The 20,157-nt window shown below is 37.9% G+C and carries 20 protein-coding genes and 3 pseudogenes; 12 read left to right on the top strand and 11 right to left on the bottom strand.

The annotated features are described in order from the left end of the window. Positions 1-50 precede the first annotated feature (50 nt). Positions 51-1,313 carry an ISL3 family transposase gene (locus tag AB3219_RS11015; RefSeq protein ID WP_367369470.1) on the bottom strand — a complete coding sequence of 421 codons (1,263 nt, stop codon included), beginning with the start codon at positions 1,311-1,313 and terminating at the stop codon, positions 51-53. A gap of 160 nt (positions 1,314-1,473) precedes the next feature. Here AB3219_RS11015 and AB3219_RS11020 point away from each other — a divergent pair, with 160 nt between their 5' ends. Next, the gene (locus AB3219_RS11020; protein ID WP_367369471.1) at positions 1,474-2,295 is read left to right on the top strand and encodes a hypothetical protein; all 822 of its coding nucleotides are present in this window, start codon (positions 1,474-1,476) and stop codon (positions 2,293-2,295) included. 50 nt (positions 2,296-2,345) lie between these two features. Here AB3219_RS11020 and AB3219_RS11025 read toward each other — a convergent pair whose 3' ends face one another. The 4 genes from AB3219_RS11025 to AB3219_RS11040 form a co-directional block, all read right to left on the bottom strand. Next, entirely contained in the window at positions 2,346-2,600 is a 255-nt protein-coding gene (locus AB3219_RS11025) for a hypothetical protein (RefSeq protein ID WP_367369472.1), read from the bottom strand. A 6-nt stretch (positions 2,601-2,606) separates the two neighbouring features. Then, a complete protein-coding gene (locus tag AB3219_RS11030) occupies positions 2,607-2,780 on the bottom strand; it encodes a hypothetical protein (protein ID WP_367369473.1) in 174 nt (57 codons plus the stop codon). A gap of 66 nt (positions 2,781-2,846) precedes the next feature. Beyond that, positions 2,847-3,182, bottom strand: coding sequence for a DUF5388 domain-containing protein (locus AB3219_RS11035; protein WP_057879148.1), 336 nt, complete (start codon positions 3,180-3,182; stop codon positions 2,847-2,849). Further along, positions 3,175-3,984 (bottom strand): ParA family protein, encoded by an 810-nt coding sequence (locus AB3219_RS11040; protein WP_367369474.1) that lies wholly within the window; start codon positions 3,982-3,984, stop codon positions 3,175-3,177. Before AB3219_RS11040 ends, AB3219_RS11035 begins: the two co-directional genes overlap by 8 nt. A 921-nt stretch (positions 3,985-4,905) precedes the next feature. Between AB3219_RS11040 and AB3219_RS11045 the strand changes: the two genes are divergently transcribed. Next, a complete protein-coding gene (locus AB3219_RS11045) occupies positions 4,906-5,742 on the top strand; it encodes a GIY-YIG nuclease family protein (RefSeq protein WP_179286828.1) in 837 nt (278 codons plus the stop codon). Between the two features lie 119 nt (positions 5,743-5,861). Continuing rightward, a pseudogene (locus AB3219_RS11050) lies at positions 5,862-6,791 on the top strand (IS30-like element ISLpl1 family transposase). A gap of 20 nt (positions 6,792-6,811) precedes the next feature. Here the strand turns inward: AB3219_RS11050 and AB3219_RS11055 are convergent. From AB3219_RS11055 to AB3219_RS11065, 3 genes and pseudogenes are all read right to left on the bottom strand, one after another. Continuing rightward, positions 6,812-7,913 (bottom strand): annotated as a pseudogene (locus AB3219_RS11055) (IS256 family transposase); the annotation flags it as partial. 305 nt (positions 7,914-8,218) lie between these two features. Beyond that, a complete protein-coding gene (locus AB3219_RS11060) occupies positions 8,219-8,569 on the bottom strand; it encodes a DUF5388 domain-containing protein (protein ID WP_367369475.1) in 351 nt (116 codons plus the stop codon). Position 8,570: 1 nt separating this feature from the next. Further along, entirely contained in the window at positions 8,571-9,371 is an 801-nt protein-coding gene (locus AB3219_RS11065; protein WP_233670575.1) for a ParA family protein, read from the bottom strand. An 867-nt stretch (positions 9,372-10,238) separates the two neighbouring features. Between AB3219_RS11065 and AB3219_RS11070 the strand changes: the two genes are divergently transcribed. Both AB3219_RS11070 and AB3219_RS11075 read left to right on the top strand, forming a co-directional pair. After that, a complete protein-coding gene (locus tag AB3219_RS11070) occupies positions 10,239-10,517 on the top strand; it encodes a BRCT domain-containing protein (protein ID WP_024855821.1) in 279 nt (92 codons plus the stop codon). A gap of 271 nt (positions 10,518-10,788) precedes the next feature. Beyond that, a pseudogene (locus AB3219_RS11075) lies at positions 10,789-10,971 on the top strand (plasmid replication initiation protein); the annotation flags it as partial. Positions 10,972-10,974: 3 nt separating this feature from the next. Here the strand turns inward: AB3219_RS11075 and AB3219_RS11080 are convergent. After that, a protein-coding gene (locus tag AB3219_RS11080; protein WP_367369476.1) for an IS5 family transposase occupies positions 10,975-11,774 on the bottom strand; the annotation gives its coding sequence in 2 pieces (ribosomal slippage) (positions 10,975-11,504 and positions 11,504-11,774; 801 coding nt in all). Between the two features lie 89 nt (positions 11,775-11,863). On the opposite strand from AB3219_RS11080, the gene AB3219_RS11085 reads away from it, so the two are divergent. The 4 genes from AB3219_RS11085 (at position 11,864) to AB3219_RS11100 (ending at position 15,164) form a co-directional block, all read left to right on the top strand. After that, complete coding sequence (locus AB3219_RS11085) at positions 11,864-12,061, top strand: hypothetical protein (RefSeq protein ID WP_263986886.1); 198 nt, start codon at positions 11,864-11,866, stop codon at positions 12,059-12,061. Positions 12,062-12,379: 318 nt separating this feature from the next. Further along, the gene (locus AB3219_RS11090; RefSeq protein ID WP_054519344.1) at positions 12,380-13,240 is read left to right on the top strand and encodes a hypothetical protein; all 861 of its coding nucleotides are present in this window, start codon (positions 12,380-12,382) and stop codon (positions 13,238-13,240) included. Next, a complete protein-coding gene (locus tag AB3219_RS11095; RefSeq protein ID WP_225914160.1) occupies positions 13,233-14,564 on the top strand; it encodes a Sir2 silent information regulator family NAD-dependent deacetylase in 1,332 nt (443 codons plus the stop codon). Before AB3219_RS11090 ends, AB3219_RS11095 begins: the two co-directional genes overlap by 8 nt. Positions 14,565-14,576: 12 nt before the next feature. Continuing rightward, positions 14,577-15,164: a TetR/AcrR family transcriptional regulator gene (locus AB3219_RS11100; protein ID WP_054519343.1), complete on the top strand. Its 588-nt coding sequence runs from the start codon at positions 14,577-14,579 to the stop codon at positions 15,162-15,164. 350 nt (positions 15,165-15,514) lie between these two features. Here AB3219_RS11100 and AB3219_RS11105 read toward each other — a convergent pair whose 3' ends face one another. Both AB3219_RS11105 and AB3219_RS11110 read right to left on the bottom strand, forming a co-directional pair. Next, positions 15,515-16,174 (bottom strand): hypothetical protein, encoded by a 660-nt coding sequence (locus AB3219_RS11105; RefSeq protein WP_225914161.1) that lies wholly within the window; start codon positions 16,172-16,174, stop codon positions 15,515-15,517. 246 nt (positions 16,175-16,420) lie between these two features. Continuing rightward, positions 16,421-17,220 (bottom strand): IS5 family transposase gene (locus tag AB3219_RS11110; protein WP_367369476.1). Its coding sequence is split into 2 segments (ribosomal slippage): positions 16,421-16,950 and positions 16,950-17,220, totalling 801 coding nucleotides; the frame shifts between segments, so codons are not numbered across the junction. Positions 17,221-17,609: 389 nt separating this feature from the next. On the opposite strand from AB3219_RS11110, the gene AB3219_RS11115 reads away from it, so the two are divergent. The 3 genes from AB3219_RS11115 to AB3219_RS11125 all read left to right on the top strand — a co-directional run. Further along, a complete protein-coding gene (locus tag AB3219_RS11115; RefSeq protein ID WP_021730698.1) occupies positions 17,610-18,416 on the top strand; it encodes a ParA family protein in 807 nt (268 codons plus the stop codon). 13 nt (positions 18,417-18,429) lie between these two features. After that, positions 18,430-18,678, top strand: a complete 249-nt coding sequence (locus tag AB3219_RS11120; protein ID WP_002825834.1) for a ribbon-helix-helix domain-containing protein — start codon at positions 18,430-18,432, stop codon at positions 18,676-18,678. 601 nt (positions 18,679-19,279) lie between these two features. Further along, positions 19,280-20,157 (top strand): replication initiator protein A (locus tag AB3219_RS11125; protein WP_367369477.1); only part of this gene is annotated, 878 nt, incomplete at its 3' end.

Below are 20,157 nucleotides of genomic sequence, written 5' to 3' on the forward strand. Positions count from 1 at the left end.
AAAGGCTCTTTGTCAACGGGTGTTGATGGAGGGTTTATGTGGAACTTCGTTCACTTGCGAACGGGGTTCCTTTTCTTTAATCTGATTTTAAATTCAATTTGAATACGAAAAACAAAGTTTTTCCAATTCCGGTATCCGTATGCTGTCCGCTTAATCTGTTTAATCTTTCGATTGACGCCTTCAATGGGACCGTTGGAAAGTGTACTACTGGTCATATTTTGGATGAGCTTTTTATTTTTAATAAATGTTTTGATGGTCGTAAAGAGTTGAGGACTAACGTTCTCAACCTCATCAAGCGTCGCAGTAAAAGCTGCATAGTCTCGACTACGAAAAGCTTCGACGAGTTTATGAGCGGTGAAGTAAGTATTTTCAAACTCATGACTGAGATTTAAACCAGACCAGATAAGTTGTTCTTGAGTCAGTCTGTTTCGTAAATGTGAAAACCATTGTGGTTGACTTTTCTCGAGAGCTTCATAGTTCATAAGGTACAGGCGCCAATACGATTTTAGCACCCGGTATTCGGGGGTATTTGGGTGATACTTTTTCATTAACTGGACACGAGTTTGGTTCAAGGCTCGTAAGGTCATTTGAACTAAGTGAAAGTTGTCGACGATTAACTTGGCGTTAGGAAATAGATAATGAATAAAAGTTTGGTATTGTGCATTGAGATCCATTACAGCCTGGGTAACCTGTTCACGATTTTTTAGTGAATAATGGTTTAGGAAAAATTGTTTAATTTCATTAGTCTGTCGGCCAGGTAAAATGGTGATAATATCATGCTTTTGTCCATCAATTGTAATGAAGCTCATTTGGTTAGAAGTTGATCGAAATTCATCAATGCATAAGGTTTGCGGAAGACCGTCATACGCTGGCATGGTCTGCTTACCGAGCGCTAAAATGCGGCGACTAACGAAGTTAGTCGAAACATTATACTGATCTGCAATACTTCTCATCGTTCGATCTTCAATTAAAGTCTTGTCGATAGCATGTCGCGTATTTTCAGAGATTTGATGTTGTCTTCTAACGACTGGTGTTTGGGCGATACTTGTTTTACCACACGCCTTGCAGCGAAAACGTTGTTTGCGGAGAATCAAAATAACGGTGCGCTCGCTAACGTTTGGTAGCCTAACATATACTATTTTATGACCATTACAAACGACCTGTCGTTGAGCACAATACGGACAAACATTGAGTTTGTAGGAAAGAGTTCCATAAACTCTAAGCGCATCGCGCTTAGTATCACTAACACGCAAATGAGTTATATTTTTATCTTTAATTTGAAGTAAAAGTCTAGTAGACTGGTCTTGGGACATACTGTTCACTCGCTTTCAATTGGTTTTCGTCAACTTGATTGTAGCACAGGGCAGTATGCCCTTTTTAGTTTGTTTTACAAAAAAGGCGTCGATGGATTTTATCCATCAACACCAAATATCATAGAGCCAAATAAAAAAGTCATTAATATTAAGTGCAACTATGCTAACCTTGTTACTTAGCGGATGTACTACTAATAGTAGCAGCCAAAAGGAAACTAGCTCTAGCTCTAAAACCAGCACACGCACTATTAAGACCAGTTACTTTCAGAATTTATCAAATAGTGCCAAAAGAAATGTTAAATTTACTTTTAAATTAAATCAAGATGACACCGAGGACAATACGGCAGACCCCGTTTATGTTGTGTCTGCTACCATTAAGAATAATACGAATAAGAACATCAAATTTGACCAATCTAAATTCATTTGCGTCCTGCCATCAAATAAAATTATATCTGATAAAACAGGCACTCTAACAATCAAGGCCGGTGAGACAAAGAGTATCAACCAGCTATTTCAAAAGATGCCCGAACAAGGTACTTTAGGTAATGGCTACATTGAGTACCTGAACTCTGACAATAAGTTGGCCTATACTAAATTTACACATAACATTGCCAGTTCAAATAATTTGACTGAACAAAAATTAATTACTCAAAATAAGAACACAACAGCAAATTCTACTAATGATGACATGGATTCTTCTGAAAGTAGCTCATCAGTCGAAAACTCTAGTTCATCAGAGTCTTCTTCTACTCAGTCTACAACTAGTTCTACAGCCTTAACTGAATCCCAAGCCAAGCAGATTCTAAGAAACTGGGCTAAATCTCGAGGCAATGGGGATGATGATTTTGGAGGTACATCACTAGATGACTTGAACGCAAGTGAAGGCGACAATGGTTCTTGGAGCTTTGTAAACGATGACGGGCTTGCTTGGGGAGTTAGTTCTACAGGTAAAATTCATGCACCGGGAGACCCAATACAATAATTATATCAACCATAAAAAAGCTACCTCAGTAATTTGAGATAGCTTTTAATTTACAACGAAACTAAAAGATTATACTTATTGCCCACATTGCTAGCCATGCAATTAGCATAATAGCACCGAACATGCCCCCAATTTAGGAATATGCTGAATACAAATAGCCAGAATGCCAACTTGCGTAATCCTTTGAGGTCATCATAACTAAAGACTGATTTACCACTAGCTTTACGAGCATTCAACCTATCTGCGTGCTGTTCATGGTGATACCACCTTGATAGTCCCAATAATTGTAATAAACTTCCGAACATTTTTAATTATCTCTTTTCTTTATCGTCCTCGCTGTTTAAGAACTCTTCCAACCATTGTTTTTTAAGTTCTAGGCTGTTTATCTCATGCTGAATAGCAATTTTAGCAGGCTTATTAGAGTCCAATTTATCAGCAAACTCTTTTAAATAGTAGTGTTTAGCCATTGCTTCTGAATAACTCATTTTAATTCCTCCTTGTTTATCTCTACAATAATAGTATAACGATTCCACCTAAATTATGATTATGTGCTAGCTGTTCCTACTTTTCAGTTTTACATCTCTTGTTTCTAGTGTGCTAACCTGTAAGTCAAATTCACGTTGTTCATTCGTAGACAGCTCCTCATAGAATGACTGAATAGCAGTATCAACGGATAGTCGCTGATTTTCAGCGTATCCAATCATTGCCATCGCTTGGAGTTTGTTCCTAGTGTGGTTGCTAATTTTTAAATTGGTGTCAAATGTTACTGAGCTGACTGCTCTATTGTCACTAGCACTTTTGTCAAAATCTGATGCTTTAGCTTGCTTAGTTGGCTTGGGAATGGCAGTTGCTTTGTTTCTGTTAGACCGAATAAGAGAGTTAGCCATGTTCAATTACCTCAATTCGTTTTAGTAGTTCATCAGTTACATCTTTATAAACTGCAAATACACGTTTATCAAACTTTGATTTAAATGTAATTCCTGTAATCCCGTACCGCTTTAAACGCTGCATTGAGTGAATTCTAGTTTTAAATAAGTTATCTTCGCCAAATTCCGAGATTGCGTTAGCTACCGTTGCTTCATCAACTGGTGCTCCCGCTTGCAGTAAGACAGCTAGGATTCCAACTAACTCAAGTCTTGGTGCTTGATACTCGTCAATGACTTCTTCTTGAATGTATTTGATAAATGCCTCAGCACCTTCAAAACTATGTTCATGTGTCTGCATAACAATAAGACAATAGTCCGAAGCATATAGTGCGCTGTCGGTTATTAAACTAATTGTCGGCGGTATGTCAATGATTACATAGTCATATTTAGCTTTTAGAGGCGTTAAAAGCCTATCAAATTCTTTCACCCTATCATTATAACTATGGAGCTTTTCCATGTATCTCGGATATAACGAGAAGTCAGGTGCTGATGCTAGCAAGTCCAAATTATCTTTGATGTTGATGATTGAGCTATCTAGATTGCCATCTTCTACACTAGACATTAAAGTCCTGTCGAAATGCCCAACTTCATTGCTGATATTTAGTTTTGTTTTTAAGTACAAATTTGTAGCGTTACCTTGAGGGTCCAAATCTACTAGTAAAGTCTTAAAATCACGATTGCTAAGTTCTAAAGCAACCATTGTAGAATTACTAGTTTTTCCTACCCCACCTTTAAAATTGCCAAAAGTAATAACTTGAGTCATGTTGTTCTAGCCTCCATTTCTGTTTATAATTATAGCACTACATAGTTCTGTATGTCAATAGTGCAGTTGTACTGTAGTTCTGTAGTTCTGTAGTGCTATACAGCATATTAAAAACGTGATGTTATCACCGACATATCAAGGCCCTACAGCACTACATAGTGCAGTAGCCTTATAGTGCAGTAGCCTTATAGTGCAGTAGTTCTGGAACAACCTAGTGCTATAGTGCTGTGAAAATAAAAGTTGACACTCGCCTAATAAGGAGCTACAATATCCTTGTATTAAAAAAGGCCTAGCAATTAAGCCAGACCTAAAATAACTGAATATACAAAAGAAGCCCCGCGACCATCTACCTTCGCGGGAACAACACCCAATTTATGTATTAATTGTACGGTATAGACTCTCAAATTGCAAGTCTTGACATTCAATTGCTTCTCGCGGACCATTCTAGGGGACAAGCTAGAGTATAAATATTAAGGGGACACGTTTGCCAGTGCGACGTCAATAAGTCTGGCTATACCACAACAAGGTTATCTGTACGGCTGGGTGGTGAATGGTGAGCGCAACCATTAACGGCGCGGGTGGTAAAACGAAGCTTCGGCTTGGTGCCATTGATTAGTTGGTGATCGAACAAAAATAAATACGTATTGCCAACGCCTACTAGGGCGTTTTTTAGTAGGCTAAACCGAAAACGTAGGTTTATAATGAGTGGTGGTAGCAATACCGCAATTGTACAGACAAGCGACGGGCGTTAACGACCGACGAACTAGGGGGAAACCTTAGCATAGAATTGCACTCTGGTTCAGTTATTCCAAATAACTGTTTCCAGGGAACAATTCTGCGCTCAAAACGTCACTCCCTCTAAACTGAACAGAAAACCGTAACCCGTCAACATTAAATTCATAATGGTTAGGAGTTTTTTTGTTGAGTACACATGCTATTTATTTAAATGATTTGTTAGGTTTGTCTAACCTAGAAAATGTAAAAATTAAGTTTAATCAATGGAATACCGAAGAAGATCCAATAGACGTGTTTCAAGCGAATCCTGAGCTGATTAATAATCAATGGTTATTTTGGAGAAATCAGAAACGTTATTTTAATGTTAATGATGTTGCAATTAATTTGGTTAGAGTAAAGGGAGATATTTATCTTCTGACAACAGTTAAATTAGTTACGGAAGAGTTAAGTGTAATTCATGGAATAAATTATGCTGGAAAGGAATTGAAACGGTATCGTCCATTATATGGAAGGGTTTTAATTAAATATCATAAAGATTTCCAAGCTTCAGTTGTTAACGCGGAAAGTAAACTTGAAAAATTGGTTGTTTCTCAAGTTTTACCAGATGTATATAAGAATGATGGTTTTCCAGGTTATGATAGTGTATGCCTTTCATATCAGCAGTTAAAGTTGGTATTAGAAAAAAATAAAAGTGAGTGGATTACCGCTCTTTCAAATCAAAAAGCGGTATATTTAATTCGTGATGTATCTAATGGAAAGCTATATGTTGGTTCTGCAACTAGTAAAAACGGCATGCTTTTAGATAGATGGAGAAGCTACATTAGTAATGGTCACGGTGGAAATAAGTGCCTACAGGAGCTTATTAAAGAAGCTGGATTTGAATATGTGAAAAAGAATTTTCAATATTCAATATTAGAAAATTATAATTCAAGAGTGGATGATTCATTTATTTTGCGTCGTGAGTCTTGGTGGAAGAAAGTGTTTGATTCCAGAAATAAAAAATTTGGATACAATGAAAATTAGAATAATTTTCATTGGTTTATGGTAGATTGTAAAATTAATCCGAACGCTGTTCGGACAAAAAAGATCAGCTTCCTTTAAAATGGTGTTTACCACAAACCCATCTTTTAGGAGCTGATCTTTTGTCTAGTATAACCTATTCCGAACGAATTAAAATCGAAACCTTTTGTGAACTAGGGCTGTCCAATATCCAAATGGGCGTTCGGCTGAACCGATCACCGTCAACAATTTCTTATGAATTATCTCGATGTCAACCTTATCAGGCTGAATTAGCACAAACAGATGCCGAATACAAGCGATCACGATGTGGTCGGAAAACTAAGCTGAGCGATGAGTTAAAGCAAAAAATTCTCAACCATTTACGTCTAAGCTGGTCACCAGGAATGATTGCTCACGAATTTAAACTAGCTACTAAATCTATTTATAATTGGCTAAATCAGGGGAGAATTGGTTTCTCCTTGAATGATCTACCTGAACATGGCGTACGCCAACGGCGTAACGTTGACCAACGATCCAAATATAATCAATCTTTGGGGCGATCAATTGAACAGCGTCCCATGATGATTAATCAACGTAATCGCATCGGCGATTTTGAACTAGATACAGTCGTTGGTCCTCGTGGGCATAGTAAGGCAGTTTTATTAACTTTAATCGATCGCAAATCACGGTTCCTTTGGGCATACCGGTTAAAAGATCGGACGACAGCGACTGTTAATGAAGCACTAACTAAGTTCCTAACCACTTTTAATGGTCCGGTGCACAGCTTTACTGTGGACCGTGGCACTGAGTTTAGTGGGCTAGTATCACTTGAATCACAATATGGTATTAAGACCTATTACTGCCATGCTTATACTCCAGCTGAACGTGGTAGTAATGAACGCTTTAATCGGAATTTACGTTATTTTTATCCTAAAGGGACTCGTTTTGAGCACATTAGTGCTCAAGATTTAACGACGACGTTACTCTAAATTAACCAGCGACCGCTTAAAATACTCGACTGGCAAACACCGTATCGGGTTATGCTGACAAATTTGTCCAAAAATTCGGATTAAATTTGCAATCTACCATAAACATTAAACCGAGAAACCAGGAAGCGATCCAGTGAATCTTCCGTTGGAAATTGTTCTTTGTGGTGGGTGGTGCGCTTGAGATGCTTATTAAAGTTCTCAATCAGGTTAGTGGAGTATAGTGATTGCCGGATAGCTGGTGGAAAGTCCATGAAAGTGAGTAAATTCGGCATTTTAAGCAGATCTTTGATTAATTTGGGATAGGTCTGATGCCAGTTGTTGGCGAACTCATTCAGTTTCAGTTCGGCTGCTTCACGGTTGGCGGCCCGATGAACTTGTTTAAAGTCACTGATCACGGCCTTGCGGTCTTTTACGCGAACTTTGTTCATCAGATTCCGCCCAACATGAACCAGGCAACGTTGTCGTTTGGCTTTAGGGAAATGCCGATTCAAGCCTTCATCCAAACCAACTAACCCCCACAAACAACAGCACATCTTTAACGCCCTGCTTGATCAAGGTTCCCAGCAGTTCAGTCCAGATTCCAGTCGATTCCGTTGGCGCCACTTGGTAGTTCAGCACTTCTTTCGTACCATCTGGACGAATGCCAATCGCAATATGAACGGCTTCTTTTTGAACGGTATCCCGCTTTAACGGCAAGTAAGTGGCATCTAAGAAGATGGCCGCATATTGTGAAGCCAGTCGACGTTGCTGGAAAGCTTGAACCTGTTCATTGACGGCTTTAGTCATGTTGGAAACCGTGGCTTTGGAGTAGTGAGCACCGTACATTTTCTCAATGAGTTCGGCAATTTCAGCAGTGGTAATTCCCTTGGTATACAACTGAATGACCGTTGTTTCTAAATTATCACTGTGCCGACCGTAGGCTGGCAAGGTATGATTTTCAAACCGGCCATTGCGATCTCGAGGAATGGTTAAGTTAAGTTGGCCGTACTTCGTATCAAACGAGCGCTCATAACTGCCGTTGCGGTTATTACCAGTGTTAATCCCAGCGTATGAGTAGCGTTCGTAACCCAAAAACTCTGCCAATTCGGTTTGAAGCAGCTGGTTAATCGCAATTTCGAGGTGGTGACGAAAAACTTCGTCCAAATCTTGCTTTTGGGCTAGTACAGCGATAATTTCTGTGGTAAGTTCTGTGGTAAGTTCATTCATGGGGAATGCCTCCTGTGATGTTTTCTGTGGTTACTAAATATCATAAGGGAAGGCATTCCCTATTTCTATACAATTCAGAAATCTTTTATGCATTTACACAAGATATTTTACGCTCTCATTGATTGTTATATGATTGTGTATGTCCTAAATGGACACAAGCAACGCTCCTAAGCAAAGCCTGTATGTACTGATTTCAGAAAAGCCCTCTATTCCGCATAATAGAGGACTTTTTTGTGTGCATTCTGCTTAATTTAAACGGACAAGTATACATCTAAAAGGTGAACGTGTCGTCTGAGAGCACGTGATTATTTACTTTTTACTTTGTTAGCATCGCCGGTTTCCAAAGTCTGTATTTGAGTCGTAAGCGTATTTTGTTCAGACTCATTTAACGATTCAAAAAAAGTTTTTTGTAATTGGGCTAATCCGTTTTGTTGAGTTGAGCTATACCCTAAAATTACCATAGCTTTCATAAAGTTTTTTAGATGATTGTCAATTCTGAGCGTAGTATCAAAAGTAACACCATCTATTTGTTTAGACTTCGTTTTGTTTGATTCGTTTAGAGAAGATATGGAAATTTCTTTTTGGGGCTGGGGCGCCGATTTTCTAGGAATTATTTTGCTTTTATTTGAGTTAGGATTGTGTAAAAGTTCCACCATGCTAGTCCGCCCTTTCAATAATTTCTTGTGCCACAGAATCGTATAATCTAATTATTTTTTTATCGAACTGATCTTTTAGAAATACACCTCTGATTGAATATCTTTTGATTCTTTCCATATTACGAATTAGGGTTTTTAACATGTTTTCTTTCCCAAATTCTTCTTCTGCTACTTCTAATGTGCTGTGATCAACAGGCGCCCCATTCTTTAATAGCACAGGAAGTATACCGAGTAAATTCAAACTAGGTGCTTCGTATTCATCGATTACCTGTTCCTGTATATATTTTAGAAACGATTCGGCACCCTGAAGACTGTGCTCTTGAGTTTGAAGGATAATCAGAACCCAATCTGAAGCGTATAAGGCGCTATCAGAAATTAAGGAAATAGTCGGTGGCAAATCAAATACCACAAAATCATATTTTTCTTTTAGTGAAGCAAGTAGCTTGCTAAAATATGTAACTCTATCTTTATAATTATTTTTAAACTTTTTTTCCATAATCCGTGGGTACAATGAAAAATCTGCGCTTGATGGAATAAAGTCAATGTTTTTATCCAAAGTAACCAACGATCTTGATAAGTCCTCTTCTTGGATTGATGCAAGCAAGGTTTGATTAAATTTAATATCATCGTGGCCTAAATTAGCCGCGGTTTTAAAGTAAATATCTGTAGCGTTTGCTTGAGGATCGAAATCAATTAATAGCGTTTTTTTACCAGCACGAGCTAGTGCCAGGCATGCAAGCGTGGCATTTGTTGTTTTACCGGTGCCACCTTTAAAATTTCCAAAAGTAATTACTTTACCCATTATACTGACCTCCAATTAAGTATCCTAATATACAAGGATACTTGGATACAAGGATGATAACATACAAAGATGCAAGGATACAAGGATACAAGGATACATTTCTTATCAAAAGCCGTTAAATTAAGATTGACTGCAAGTATCCTAATATACTTAGATACAAGGATACAAGGATACTTAGATACAAGGATATGAATATACAAGGATACAAGGATACAAGGATACATAAAAAGAAATGTTGATTTATCAACAAACAACGAGTAATATTGGTTACATAAAATAGAACATAAAAAAACACCCACCGACGGGAATCGGTGAGCGCCACATAAAAGTCATCATTGTTTAATGACTATCATATCATGGCCGGTGCGATTTTTAAAGCCCTAGGGGACAAGCTGGGGTCTAAATCCAAGGGGACACGTTTGCCAGGGCGACTTCAATAAGTCTGGCTATACCACAACAAGGCTATCTGTACGGCTGGGTGGTGAATGGTGAGCGCGACCATTAACGGCGCGGGTGGTAAAACGAAGCTTCGGCTTGGTGCCATTGATTAGTTGGTGATCGAACAAAAATAAATACGTATCATCAACGCCTTCTAGGGCGTTTTTTAGTAGGCTAAACCGAAAACGTAGGTTTATAATGAGTGGTGGTAGCAATACCGCAATTGTACAGACAAGCGACGGGCGTTAACGACCGACGAACTAAGGGGAAACTTTTAGTAGTAGAATTGTACTCTGGTTCAGTTATTTCAAATAGCTGTTTCCAGGGAACAATTCTGCGCTCAAAACGTCACTCCCTCTAAACTGAATGGAAAACCATAACCCGTCAAGTCAAAACCAACATTAGAATCAAGAAAGTTGATGATTTAAAATGCTTGATTTAAGAGATTGTGAGATTGCTTTTACCGGACGTCTAACTACCATGAATCGGGATCAAGCTTTTAGTTTGGCGAAAGTCTTTGGGGCGAAACCACAAAATTGGGTTACGAAACAGACAGATTATTTAGTGGTTGGGTTAATTGAGACGGCTTTAGGTGAGGAACCCATCACAAAAAAGTTATTGACGGGAACACCAACGATTTCAGAACGGGATTTTTTGGACTGGTGTCAGGCACGATTGGCGCAATGGTCTAGGAGTTTAGGCGGTTAAATTCACAAAGTGAGTTTACTGATTTTTTGGGGATTTTTCATCTAGACCACTCCTCTCCCGTCAAATTTCACAAAGGACAAATAACGGATCGTTGTTTTATCAGGGAGTGAGGGGGTCACTTGGGATAAGCCGCCTTATGTGAAGTAGAAATTGGTATACTAAAAAAGGCTCCCGGTTTAACACTGGAGGCCTTTTTTCTAGGTTACATATTTTGAGGATGAATGTTTTTATCTTCTGTAGCTTTTACTTGGGTGCTGTAACATGATGAATACTGCTTAGTTTTTGGTGCCGTACCCCGCAACAGATGCGTCGCTTCGTTGGTATTATCTTAAATGCTAAGTACCGAGTTGAGAAGGATCGTAAAGATATTGGCGTCATAATCTCACTGGATGACGAAGAACTTAAATCTTTAATGACTAAAGCCTTGAGACGTTACTTTAACGCCCTAAGAACGTGTTTAGAATCTTTTCAAGAGTATTCGCAGGAAGGCTAAGCTAATCATCATCTTACTGGTGTTCAGCTTTCGCTCACAATTGCGCCAGAAGCGCCGATATTTTCCTAGCCAGCTAAAACTGCGTTCGATAACCCAGCGTTGCGGGGTCACTTGACCGTGCCTAAGGTCACTCTGTTTAGCAATAATGACTTCAGCGTTAATCATTGCCTGAACTGATTGAGCAAAGTTGTTACCAGTATAACCACCATCGGCCATTACTCGTTGAACCAGGTCAAACTGTGATTTGTTTAACGCCAGTAGCGCATTGGCGCCATCACGCTCAGAAACATTGGCGGTTGTCACATGGACTGCCATCGGCAGCCCATTGATATCTACAGCAAGATGGCGCTTAATCCCACTCACCTTTTTACCACCATCGTAGCCGCTACTTTCAGCAGGATCGGTATTCTTGACACTTTGAGCATCTAGAATGATGAACGATGTATAAACTGAACGCTTCTGAGCCAACCGATGTTGGCTGACAATTTTTTTAAAACCTTATCCAGAGGAGTGATACCAGCAGGAGATGGCGTTTTAGTCCAAAGTAACCAGTAATAATAAACGGTTTCCCATTTAGGAAAATCGCTGGGTAAATCGCGCCAAACGCACCCATTTTTCAAGGTATAAAGCAGGGCACAAAAGATATCATATAAATCAACCTTTCTTGGCTTAGTCCGCTTACGTATGCCTTCTAGATCTGTCCGGATTAGTTCAAATTGTTCACGAGAGATGTCGCTACTATAATGGTGTGCAAAGCTTTTCATGGATTAAAAACTCCTGTTTTTGATCTAATTTAACTAAAATCAAATCGAATGTCAAAGTATCCAAACACGTTCTTAGACAAGGACAATTAATATATCATCAACCCGATCTTACTGATGTAAGAAGGTATGCTCGAAAAGAACTAGATAACTTATGGGGCGAATATAAACGTCAATTGAATCCACAAGAATATCCCGTCGATTTATCACAAAAGTTATATAATCAAAAGCTTAAATTAATTCAGCAAATTCATCATTCTTTTATCATCTTTCAGTTGTTTACAAAATAAGGCACCTTTATTGTCGGTGTATCAACAAATAGGGAATCCTTTAAATATCAGAAAATATTAATATATTCTAGTTTTATTAAAACGATGTGCGATATGGGAATGTTAAATGTCCTTTGGTAAAACAGTAACGTATTCTTAGATTTTGGTATTTAATTGCTGATATTAGATTTTATGCGTTGAAAAGTTCACTACAAATATAGAAATTGTGTTTACAACTAGTCATATTGTTTGAAACTGTTCTTAACCGCTTATTCAAGACATGTTTTAATTTTATTAAAATTTGAAAACATAGTGTATGTATTTTTTAGTGAGGTAGTTATGAACAAAATAGATGAATTAGTTAAGCGTGTGAATGATGCAGACGCTATTATTGTTGGTGCAGGAAGTGGAATGTCCAGAGCTACTGCCCTGGACTTCTGGTATCAAGATAGTCCCTTGTATATGGATAATATGAAATATTTTGCGAAAAAGTATGGTTTTCAAGGATTATTTCAAGGATTCTATAACCATTTTGAATCAGAAGAAGAGCATTGGGCATTTTATCTTGAATTATACAAGATGATGATAGAAATTCCTCCACAAAAGCCAACTTATGAATACTTAAAAACTTTGATTGGTAATAAATCAGCTCATTACGTCACTACTAACCAAGATATGCTTTTTACTAAGTACTTTCCCGAAGATCAGGTTAGTGAAATTCAAGGCTCGTGGAATTATTTCCAGAGTTCGCGGCCAACGAATGATCGTAAGCTGTATCCGACAAAGGGAATGTTAGATGTTTTGTACGGTAAGATTGAAAACCACCGATTGCCAAGCAAGTTAATTCCTAAAAGTGACGTCGATGGTGCACCGCTTATGCCATGGGTTCGTGGTCCGGAATTTTTGGAAGATCAAAAGTACTACGAAGAACATAAAAAATGGAACCAATTTATGGCTGCTCATCGTGGTGAAAAGTTGCTCTTTCTTGAAATGGGAGTTGGCCGTATGACACCAATGTTTATTCAAGAACCCTTCTGGGAAATGACACAATATATGCCTAACTCTTTCTATATCAATATTAATCCACGAGATGTACAAACTAATCCGGCTATTCAAGATTGTTCTTTATTGATTAGAGAGGATATTAATAAGGCTCTTAAAGAAGCAAGCATAAAAGTTAAGGAGGACCAAAATGACTAAGGAAGCTGCTAAGACAACAAAAAAATGGATTAACGATGCTGATGCAATTTTAGTAACTGCAAGCAATGGTTTATCTATTTCTGAAGGATTAAATTTATTTGCTAGCGATGCAAAATTAAGGGAAGTCTTAGGGGATTTGGTTGATAAGTACCACTTGCCGAATCTTATTGCTGCGTTTAGCTTTCAATATCCAAGTCAATTAGACTATTGGCGTGTAATTGCTAGAACGGTTGAATACTACAGTAAAAGATATCAACCTAGCGTCTATATGAAAGATTTGCACGGCATTATTGGCGATAAGCCATACTTTGCTTGGACCTCAAATGCTGACCATCATTTCTCCTTAGCTGGTTTTGACAATGTCTTTGAAGTTGAAGGAAACTGGCTAAAAGGGATTTGCAGTGCTCATCCTAAGCAACATGGTGTAGTTGATTTAGCTCAGAAAATCCATGAGTTTTACACTAAAGATCAAGCAGGGACTTTAACCGAGGCTGATATTCCTACTTGTGAAAAATGCGGTGCGCCACTTAAAATTAACACTACTGCTAATCCAAACTTTCAAATTGATCAAAAGCAAGTTAGTGCGTTTGAAAACTTTATCCAAAAATACCAAGATAAGAAATTAGTAGTCATTGAATTGGGAATTGGTCCACGCAACCAAATGATCAAGGCACCAAGTATGCAACTAGTAGCTGCTACTAGCAATAGTCGTTATATCACGATTAATAAAGGAGAACTAAATATTCCAGACTTGATTGCTGATCGTAGTATCGGGTATTCCGCTTCAATTAGTGATGCTTTTAAGGAAATTTTATCTGGTCAAAGCTATGGTGCAACAACGCAAGGACCGACGAAAAGGAAACCCAAACCAAAATTGACCCCTGAACAAAAGGCAGAACAAGAAAAAGTGATGCAGCAATTTTATCCAAATTATATGGCAGACCCAGGATTTAGACCTGGTAGCTTTCCAATGTATCTGACTATTGATTCAAGGCATCCATCTTATTTGCATGCAATTCAGTATGGACAATCAATGATGTATTCCATCGGAGATGCTGCAATTGTTCACTGCTTTACTCAAGACGGGAAGTATTACAAAGTTACATTGGGACTCAACAAAAGAAAAGGCGAAGTTCATGGCTTCTATGTCGATCCGGGCACTTTTACTGCAATCGAATGTACTAATAATATGGGCGTTGGTTTTTCACAGATTAGCACTGAAATGCCTACTAAAGGTGATGGTGCTATTCTAGTACCAAAGAAAGATAAGTTACTGAAAATGTTCCCAGACCAAAAAGATATTATTGAACATTTCTGTATTTAGGATGGATTCGTGATGAAAAACAGAAAAACGGATAGACGTACGCTCTATACATTGAAATTAATTAAGGACGCTTTCTTGAACATAGTCAATAAAGATTCATTTTCACATGTCAATATCGCACGTATTTGTCGTGAAGCTGAAATCACCCGGTCTACCTTCTATATCCATTACTCTTCAACAACTGATGTCTTAAATGATGTACTTAACGATGCATTGCTGTTAACTGAGACCAATTCTTCACCATTTTTTATGGGAAAGGATAAATCATTTAATTATTTAAAAAGCAACGAATCATTAGTACCAGCATGTCAGCGAATTGGTGATAATGGTAAGTATCGAAAATTATTGATGGATCCAGATTTAAGTGAATATATAATTGGCAGAATAATGATAAATGAGCGCGAGAAAGTACTACCACTTGTAATTGAAAAAACACATCTTTCAAGAGAAGAAGCGGAAACCTTATTTAGATATGTAATTCACGGTTCTTTCGCAGTGAATCGCGCCCACAAGTTTGTAAAAGACGAAAAATGGTTTCATGATGTTCAAATGTTAAATGAATTCGTGGAAGCAGGATATGAACGGTTAAGCCATAATTAAGAGAAGTATTGTAAAGTTACTCCTATAAGCCCAAACTACCGTATTTCCAACGTAATTTAGTTATTTTCTAAAAACACACATGCCTTCATTAATTGTGTCTTTAGTTGTTGGATAAGGCTGTTTTTCTTGTGCTTTAGGCTTATCTTAGTAATGCTATTCAATGCTATCTATTTGTTTAAAAACTGCGCCATCATAGTGTCTAGCGTTGTGCTAACCAGTTTTAACTAGAACCGTGAAGGTAAAATTACAAAGATGTTGAAATACTAAATTTCTTGCTAATTCTGGGATTATATATGTTAACTTTTACTCATACTTTAGCCTTCTCTAGGATAATTGGACATTAGTAGTTTTTATAATTGGTAATCATCATCAATTTGCTTGTCAGCTTGTTGTAATTGTTGGTTATTGGCCAGTAGTATGGCCTTTTTTAGTTTGATAATAGGGTCATTTTCAAGTTGCCGTTCTTTATGATAATCGAAGGGGTGTTTTGAGGGTCGAATACTGTTTGTGTCAAGTTGGGCGCTGTGCAGGTTTGATATTGGTTGGTTTAATTCTTTAGTAGATGGTGTTGTGAGAGTTTTGGTTACTTGTTTGATGAATTCGGTGGCTTTATTTTTAATCTTTTGTAGGGATTTAGTAGCCGTGTCCATTAGATATTTAAGGGTTTGTCGGAAGTGTTGCTGCCGGCCAGTATCAGTTTGAACTTCTTGGGCGACCTCGTTTGGTTGGAGAAGTGGTTGCTCAACCTTGTGGGTCGGGTCATTTTCGACAATCGTATTAATTAATTGGTTCTTGTAACCGTCAATTTGATTCTGAACTGTTTTGTTAGTGGCCTGGAGTTGTTGATTTTGAGCGGTTAATTGTTGATTGGTACTTGATAATTCAGCCTTTTTAGTACGAGCAGTAGTTATCTCCTGGTTTAGATTATCAAGTTCATCTTGATGGTTTTGTTTGTCTTTTTCCCAATCAGCACGCTGTTCTTGACGCCAGCTGTCGAGCTCTTGTTCCATTTCAGCTACGTTATTTTCGTTTACTGTAATTGGTTGGTCATTATTATCAAGTAAGTCGTTTTGGTCGATTTCCTGTTGAGCGGCTTTAATTCGTTGTTGTTTCCGTTCTTTAAGTTGGTCGTCAGCGTCTTTCAGCTGGTTTTGCAGGGCTTGGAGTTGTTGTCGTTGCTGAGCTAATTGCTGTTCTTGTTGCTTCTGTTGCTCTTCAGCGGCTTTTTGTTGTGCCTTTGCTGCATTAGAATGTGTTTAGAATCTTTTCAAGAGTATTCGCAGGAAGGCTAAGCTAATCATCATCTTACTGGTGTTCAGCTTTCGCTCACAATTGCGCCAGAAGCGCCGATATTTTCCTAGCCAGCTAAAACTGCGTTCGATAACCCAGCGTTGCGGGGTCACTTGACCGTGCCTAAGGTCACTCTGTTTAGCAATAATGACTTCAGCGTTAATCATTGCCTGAACTGATTGAGCAAAGTTGTTACCAGTATAACCACCATCGGCCATTACTCGTTGAACCAGGTCAAACTGTGATTTGTTTAACGCCAGTAGCGCATTGGCGCCATCACGCTCAGAAACATTGGCGGTTGTCACATGGACTGCCATCGGCAGCCCATTGATATCTACAGCAAGATGGCGCTTAATCCCACTCACCTTTTTACCACCATCGTAGCCGCTACTTTCAGCAGGATCGGTATTCTTGACACTTTGAGCATCTAGAATGATGAACGATGTATAAACTGAACGCTTCTGAGCCAACCGATGTTGGCTGACAATTTTTTTAAAACCTTATCCAGAGGAGTGATACCAGCAGGAGATGGCGTTTTAGTCCAAAGTAACCAGTAATAATAAACGGTTTCCCATTTAGGAAAATCGCTGGGTAAATCGCGCCAAACGCACCCATTTTTCAAGGTATAAAGCAGGGCACAAAAGATATCATATAAATCAACCTTTCTTGGCTTAGTCCGCTTACGTATGCCTTCTAGATCTGTCCGGATTAGTTCAAATTGTTCACGAGAGATGTCGCTACTATAATGGTGTGCAAAGCTTTTCATGGATTAAAAACTCCTGTTTTTGATCTAATTTAACTAAAATCAAATCGAATGTCAAAGTATCCAAACACGTTCTAAAGGAAGCTGATCTTTTTTGTCCGAACAGCGTTCGGATTAATTTTACAATCTACCCAATTATAATACTCATACGCGTGGTGCTAGTTAAATTTAGACAGTAAAAAAGCCTGACGGTGTACACTTAAATCAATATACAGTAAAGAAGTGTTAAGCATATCAGACTAGTTTAAGCCTTATCAGCCGAGAATGAGTGATGTTGATATTGCCGAAGTACGTGATTAAGCCGGCCAAAGCCATTGAATTAATTATTTAATAAATTGTTTATTTGTTTGTCTGCTAATGATATAATTAAGCTAGATGAAGGAGGTATCAAGATGAAGATTATTACTTTTACTGCTATCAAGGGTGGTGTTGGTAAAACAACCTTGACTTTAAATTATGGTGATTGGTTAGCCAAACATGGTAAGAAGGTTCTATTAATCGATTTAGACCATCAGTGCAATTTAACAACCGTTTTTGAAAAGACACGACGAAACAATACCATCGCTGAAGCATTTAAAGAAAATGACAATGCTCAAAAAGTAAAAATTGACAGTGTCGGACCGAATCTAGATTTAATAGCCGGTTTTATAGACCTAGATGTTTTAGGAAGTTATCTAGAAAATAACAGTAACAAAGAAATGATGTTGTTCATGTGGTTTAAAAACAACTCCGATTCATTAAGCTTAACCGACTATGACTATATCTTAATTGATACGCACCCAGATTTTAGCACCATCACTAAAAACGCTATTGCTATCAGTAATTACCTGCTTAGTCCCATTACACCCAGTGAACATGGCTACAATGCCAAGTTTGACCTAGAAACACGACTCGAAAAATTCAGAAAATCACTTTTTGATTATCGAACTGGCGAAACTTACGTTGACGCAAAGCTTTTCTTTATAGGTAATATGATTAGACATAATACAAGCATGTCTCGCGATTTGCTAAAACACATAGAAGGCGATGAAACAGTCGCAACTATATTTCCTGAAAGAGAGCTCTTTAATAAAGCTACTGCAAGGCACGCTTCAATATTTGAATTAGCCAATCATGATGAATCCATTTTAAAGCAAAATCAAAAGTTCATAGAACACGCCGATCATCTTTTTCAAGAATTAGCAAATAAAACCAAGTAAGGAGAGTTAGATTATGAGTTTAGATTCATTCAATCATAAAAAAGACGAAGAAATGAGAGAAAGTTACGAAACTACATTGAAAGACAACAAGAAAGATGCAGTCGCATTTTTGAAAAATATCAGCCGAAAGGAAGTAGAGCGTAAGCGATCAGTTACCTTCTCAATTACTGAAAGCCAACTAAAAAAAATGGATACGGCTGCCCGAAAAAACGGATTTAAAAATCGTTCAGAATTCTTAGCTTCAATCATAGATGCAATTTAGTAATTAAATAAATAATTAATCAAACAAGCAAATGCACAATTTATTTGTTTGATTAATTTGCGCTTAGGTAAAAGCTAGTAAAGTGCACTGAACCAAATACGGTTGCCTGTAAGTAAGCGCTATGCTAGACTAAGATTAATTTGACAACCAAATAAAGAGATCAAGCTAAACAGAAAAATCCCCGATTCACGAGGAATCGGGGATTTTAGGTTTAACAAGTAGCTAATAGAGAGCTACTTAGATTCAGACAATTTAGACCGCCAAGTTAAAATCGTCTGAACATTGTTCTTAATTTGTAGGTTAATTATACCGCAAACCAGTCCTATGGGACAAGTGAAGGATAGTTAAAAACAAATTAAATCCAATGGACTAAGTAGCTAACCAATGCTATTTAGTCCATTTTTGTTGTTAGAAATTAAAAAAGTTGCCGTATAGGCAACCCGAATAGACACATGCCGGTGAATTTACAAAGCCGATCACGTCCAATGTTCGCTTTGTAATTCAGTTAAAGCATATCAGATTTGTATTTTAAAACAAGTCAGATGTTTTAGCAACTCTCTTTTAAGACGGCCTGTGTCAGTTAAGAAAGGGAGCTTTTATTATGGATCAATCAAACTTTAACTTTACAAATGCTAAAAGAGCCTATGAAGTAAAGTTCTACGCTTTGCCGCAGATCTTACTCCAAGGAGAAAAATATAAGGATCTTAGCGATAGTGCCATTTTACTTTATTCGGTATTACGCGATCGTCTAAGTTACTCACTAAGCAATAATTGGGTTGACGAAAATAACAACGTATATTTCATATACACAAACAATGAACTAAAAGATTTACGAAACTGGTCAAATAATAAAATCAATAAGATTAAACACGAATTAATGGACGCAAACCTTTTGTATCAAAAACATATGGGTTTTAATCCAAGATCAGGCAAAAACGAACCAAATAGATTATATTTGGCAGATTTGGAAGTAACAGCAAAAGACGTTTATATTAAGCGAGAGCCAATAAAATCGCCTAAACCCCTTGGTACAAGCGGACTTCTCAAAAAGAGAAACCCGTATGATACCGTTGAACCCCTTGGTACAAGCGGACTTCTCAAAAAGAGAAACCCGTATGATACCGTTTCTGATACGTCTGAATCTCTTGGTACAAGCGGACTTCTCAAAAAGAGACAAGATCTAGACTATACTAATAATATAGATACTAATAGATATAATATAGATACTCAAAAGTTGGACTTTTCCACAGCCCAATTCTCACCAGCAGAACTAGAAAAGCAAAACAAGGATTTGGTGAACCATGCTAATGACTTCTTAACTGATGAAGACAGTGGGCTCCCCGTTTTCTTAGAACCCGAAGCCGTGCAATTACTTAGCTTCTGGTGCCGAACTCCACAACAAATGCGCCGGTTCATTGGCATTATCTTAAATGCTAAGTACCGAGTTGAGAAGGATCATCAGGACATTGGCGTTCTAAT

This window comes from Pediococcus ethanolidurans, assembly GCF_964062635.1.
In the GTDB taxonomy this organism is placed as follows: domain Bacteria; phylum Bacillota; class Bacilli; order Lactobacillales; family Lactobacillaceae; genus Pediococcus; species Pediococcus ethanolidurans.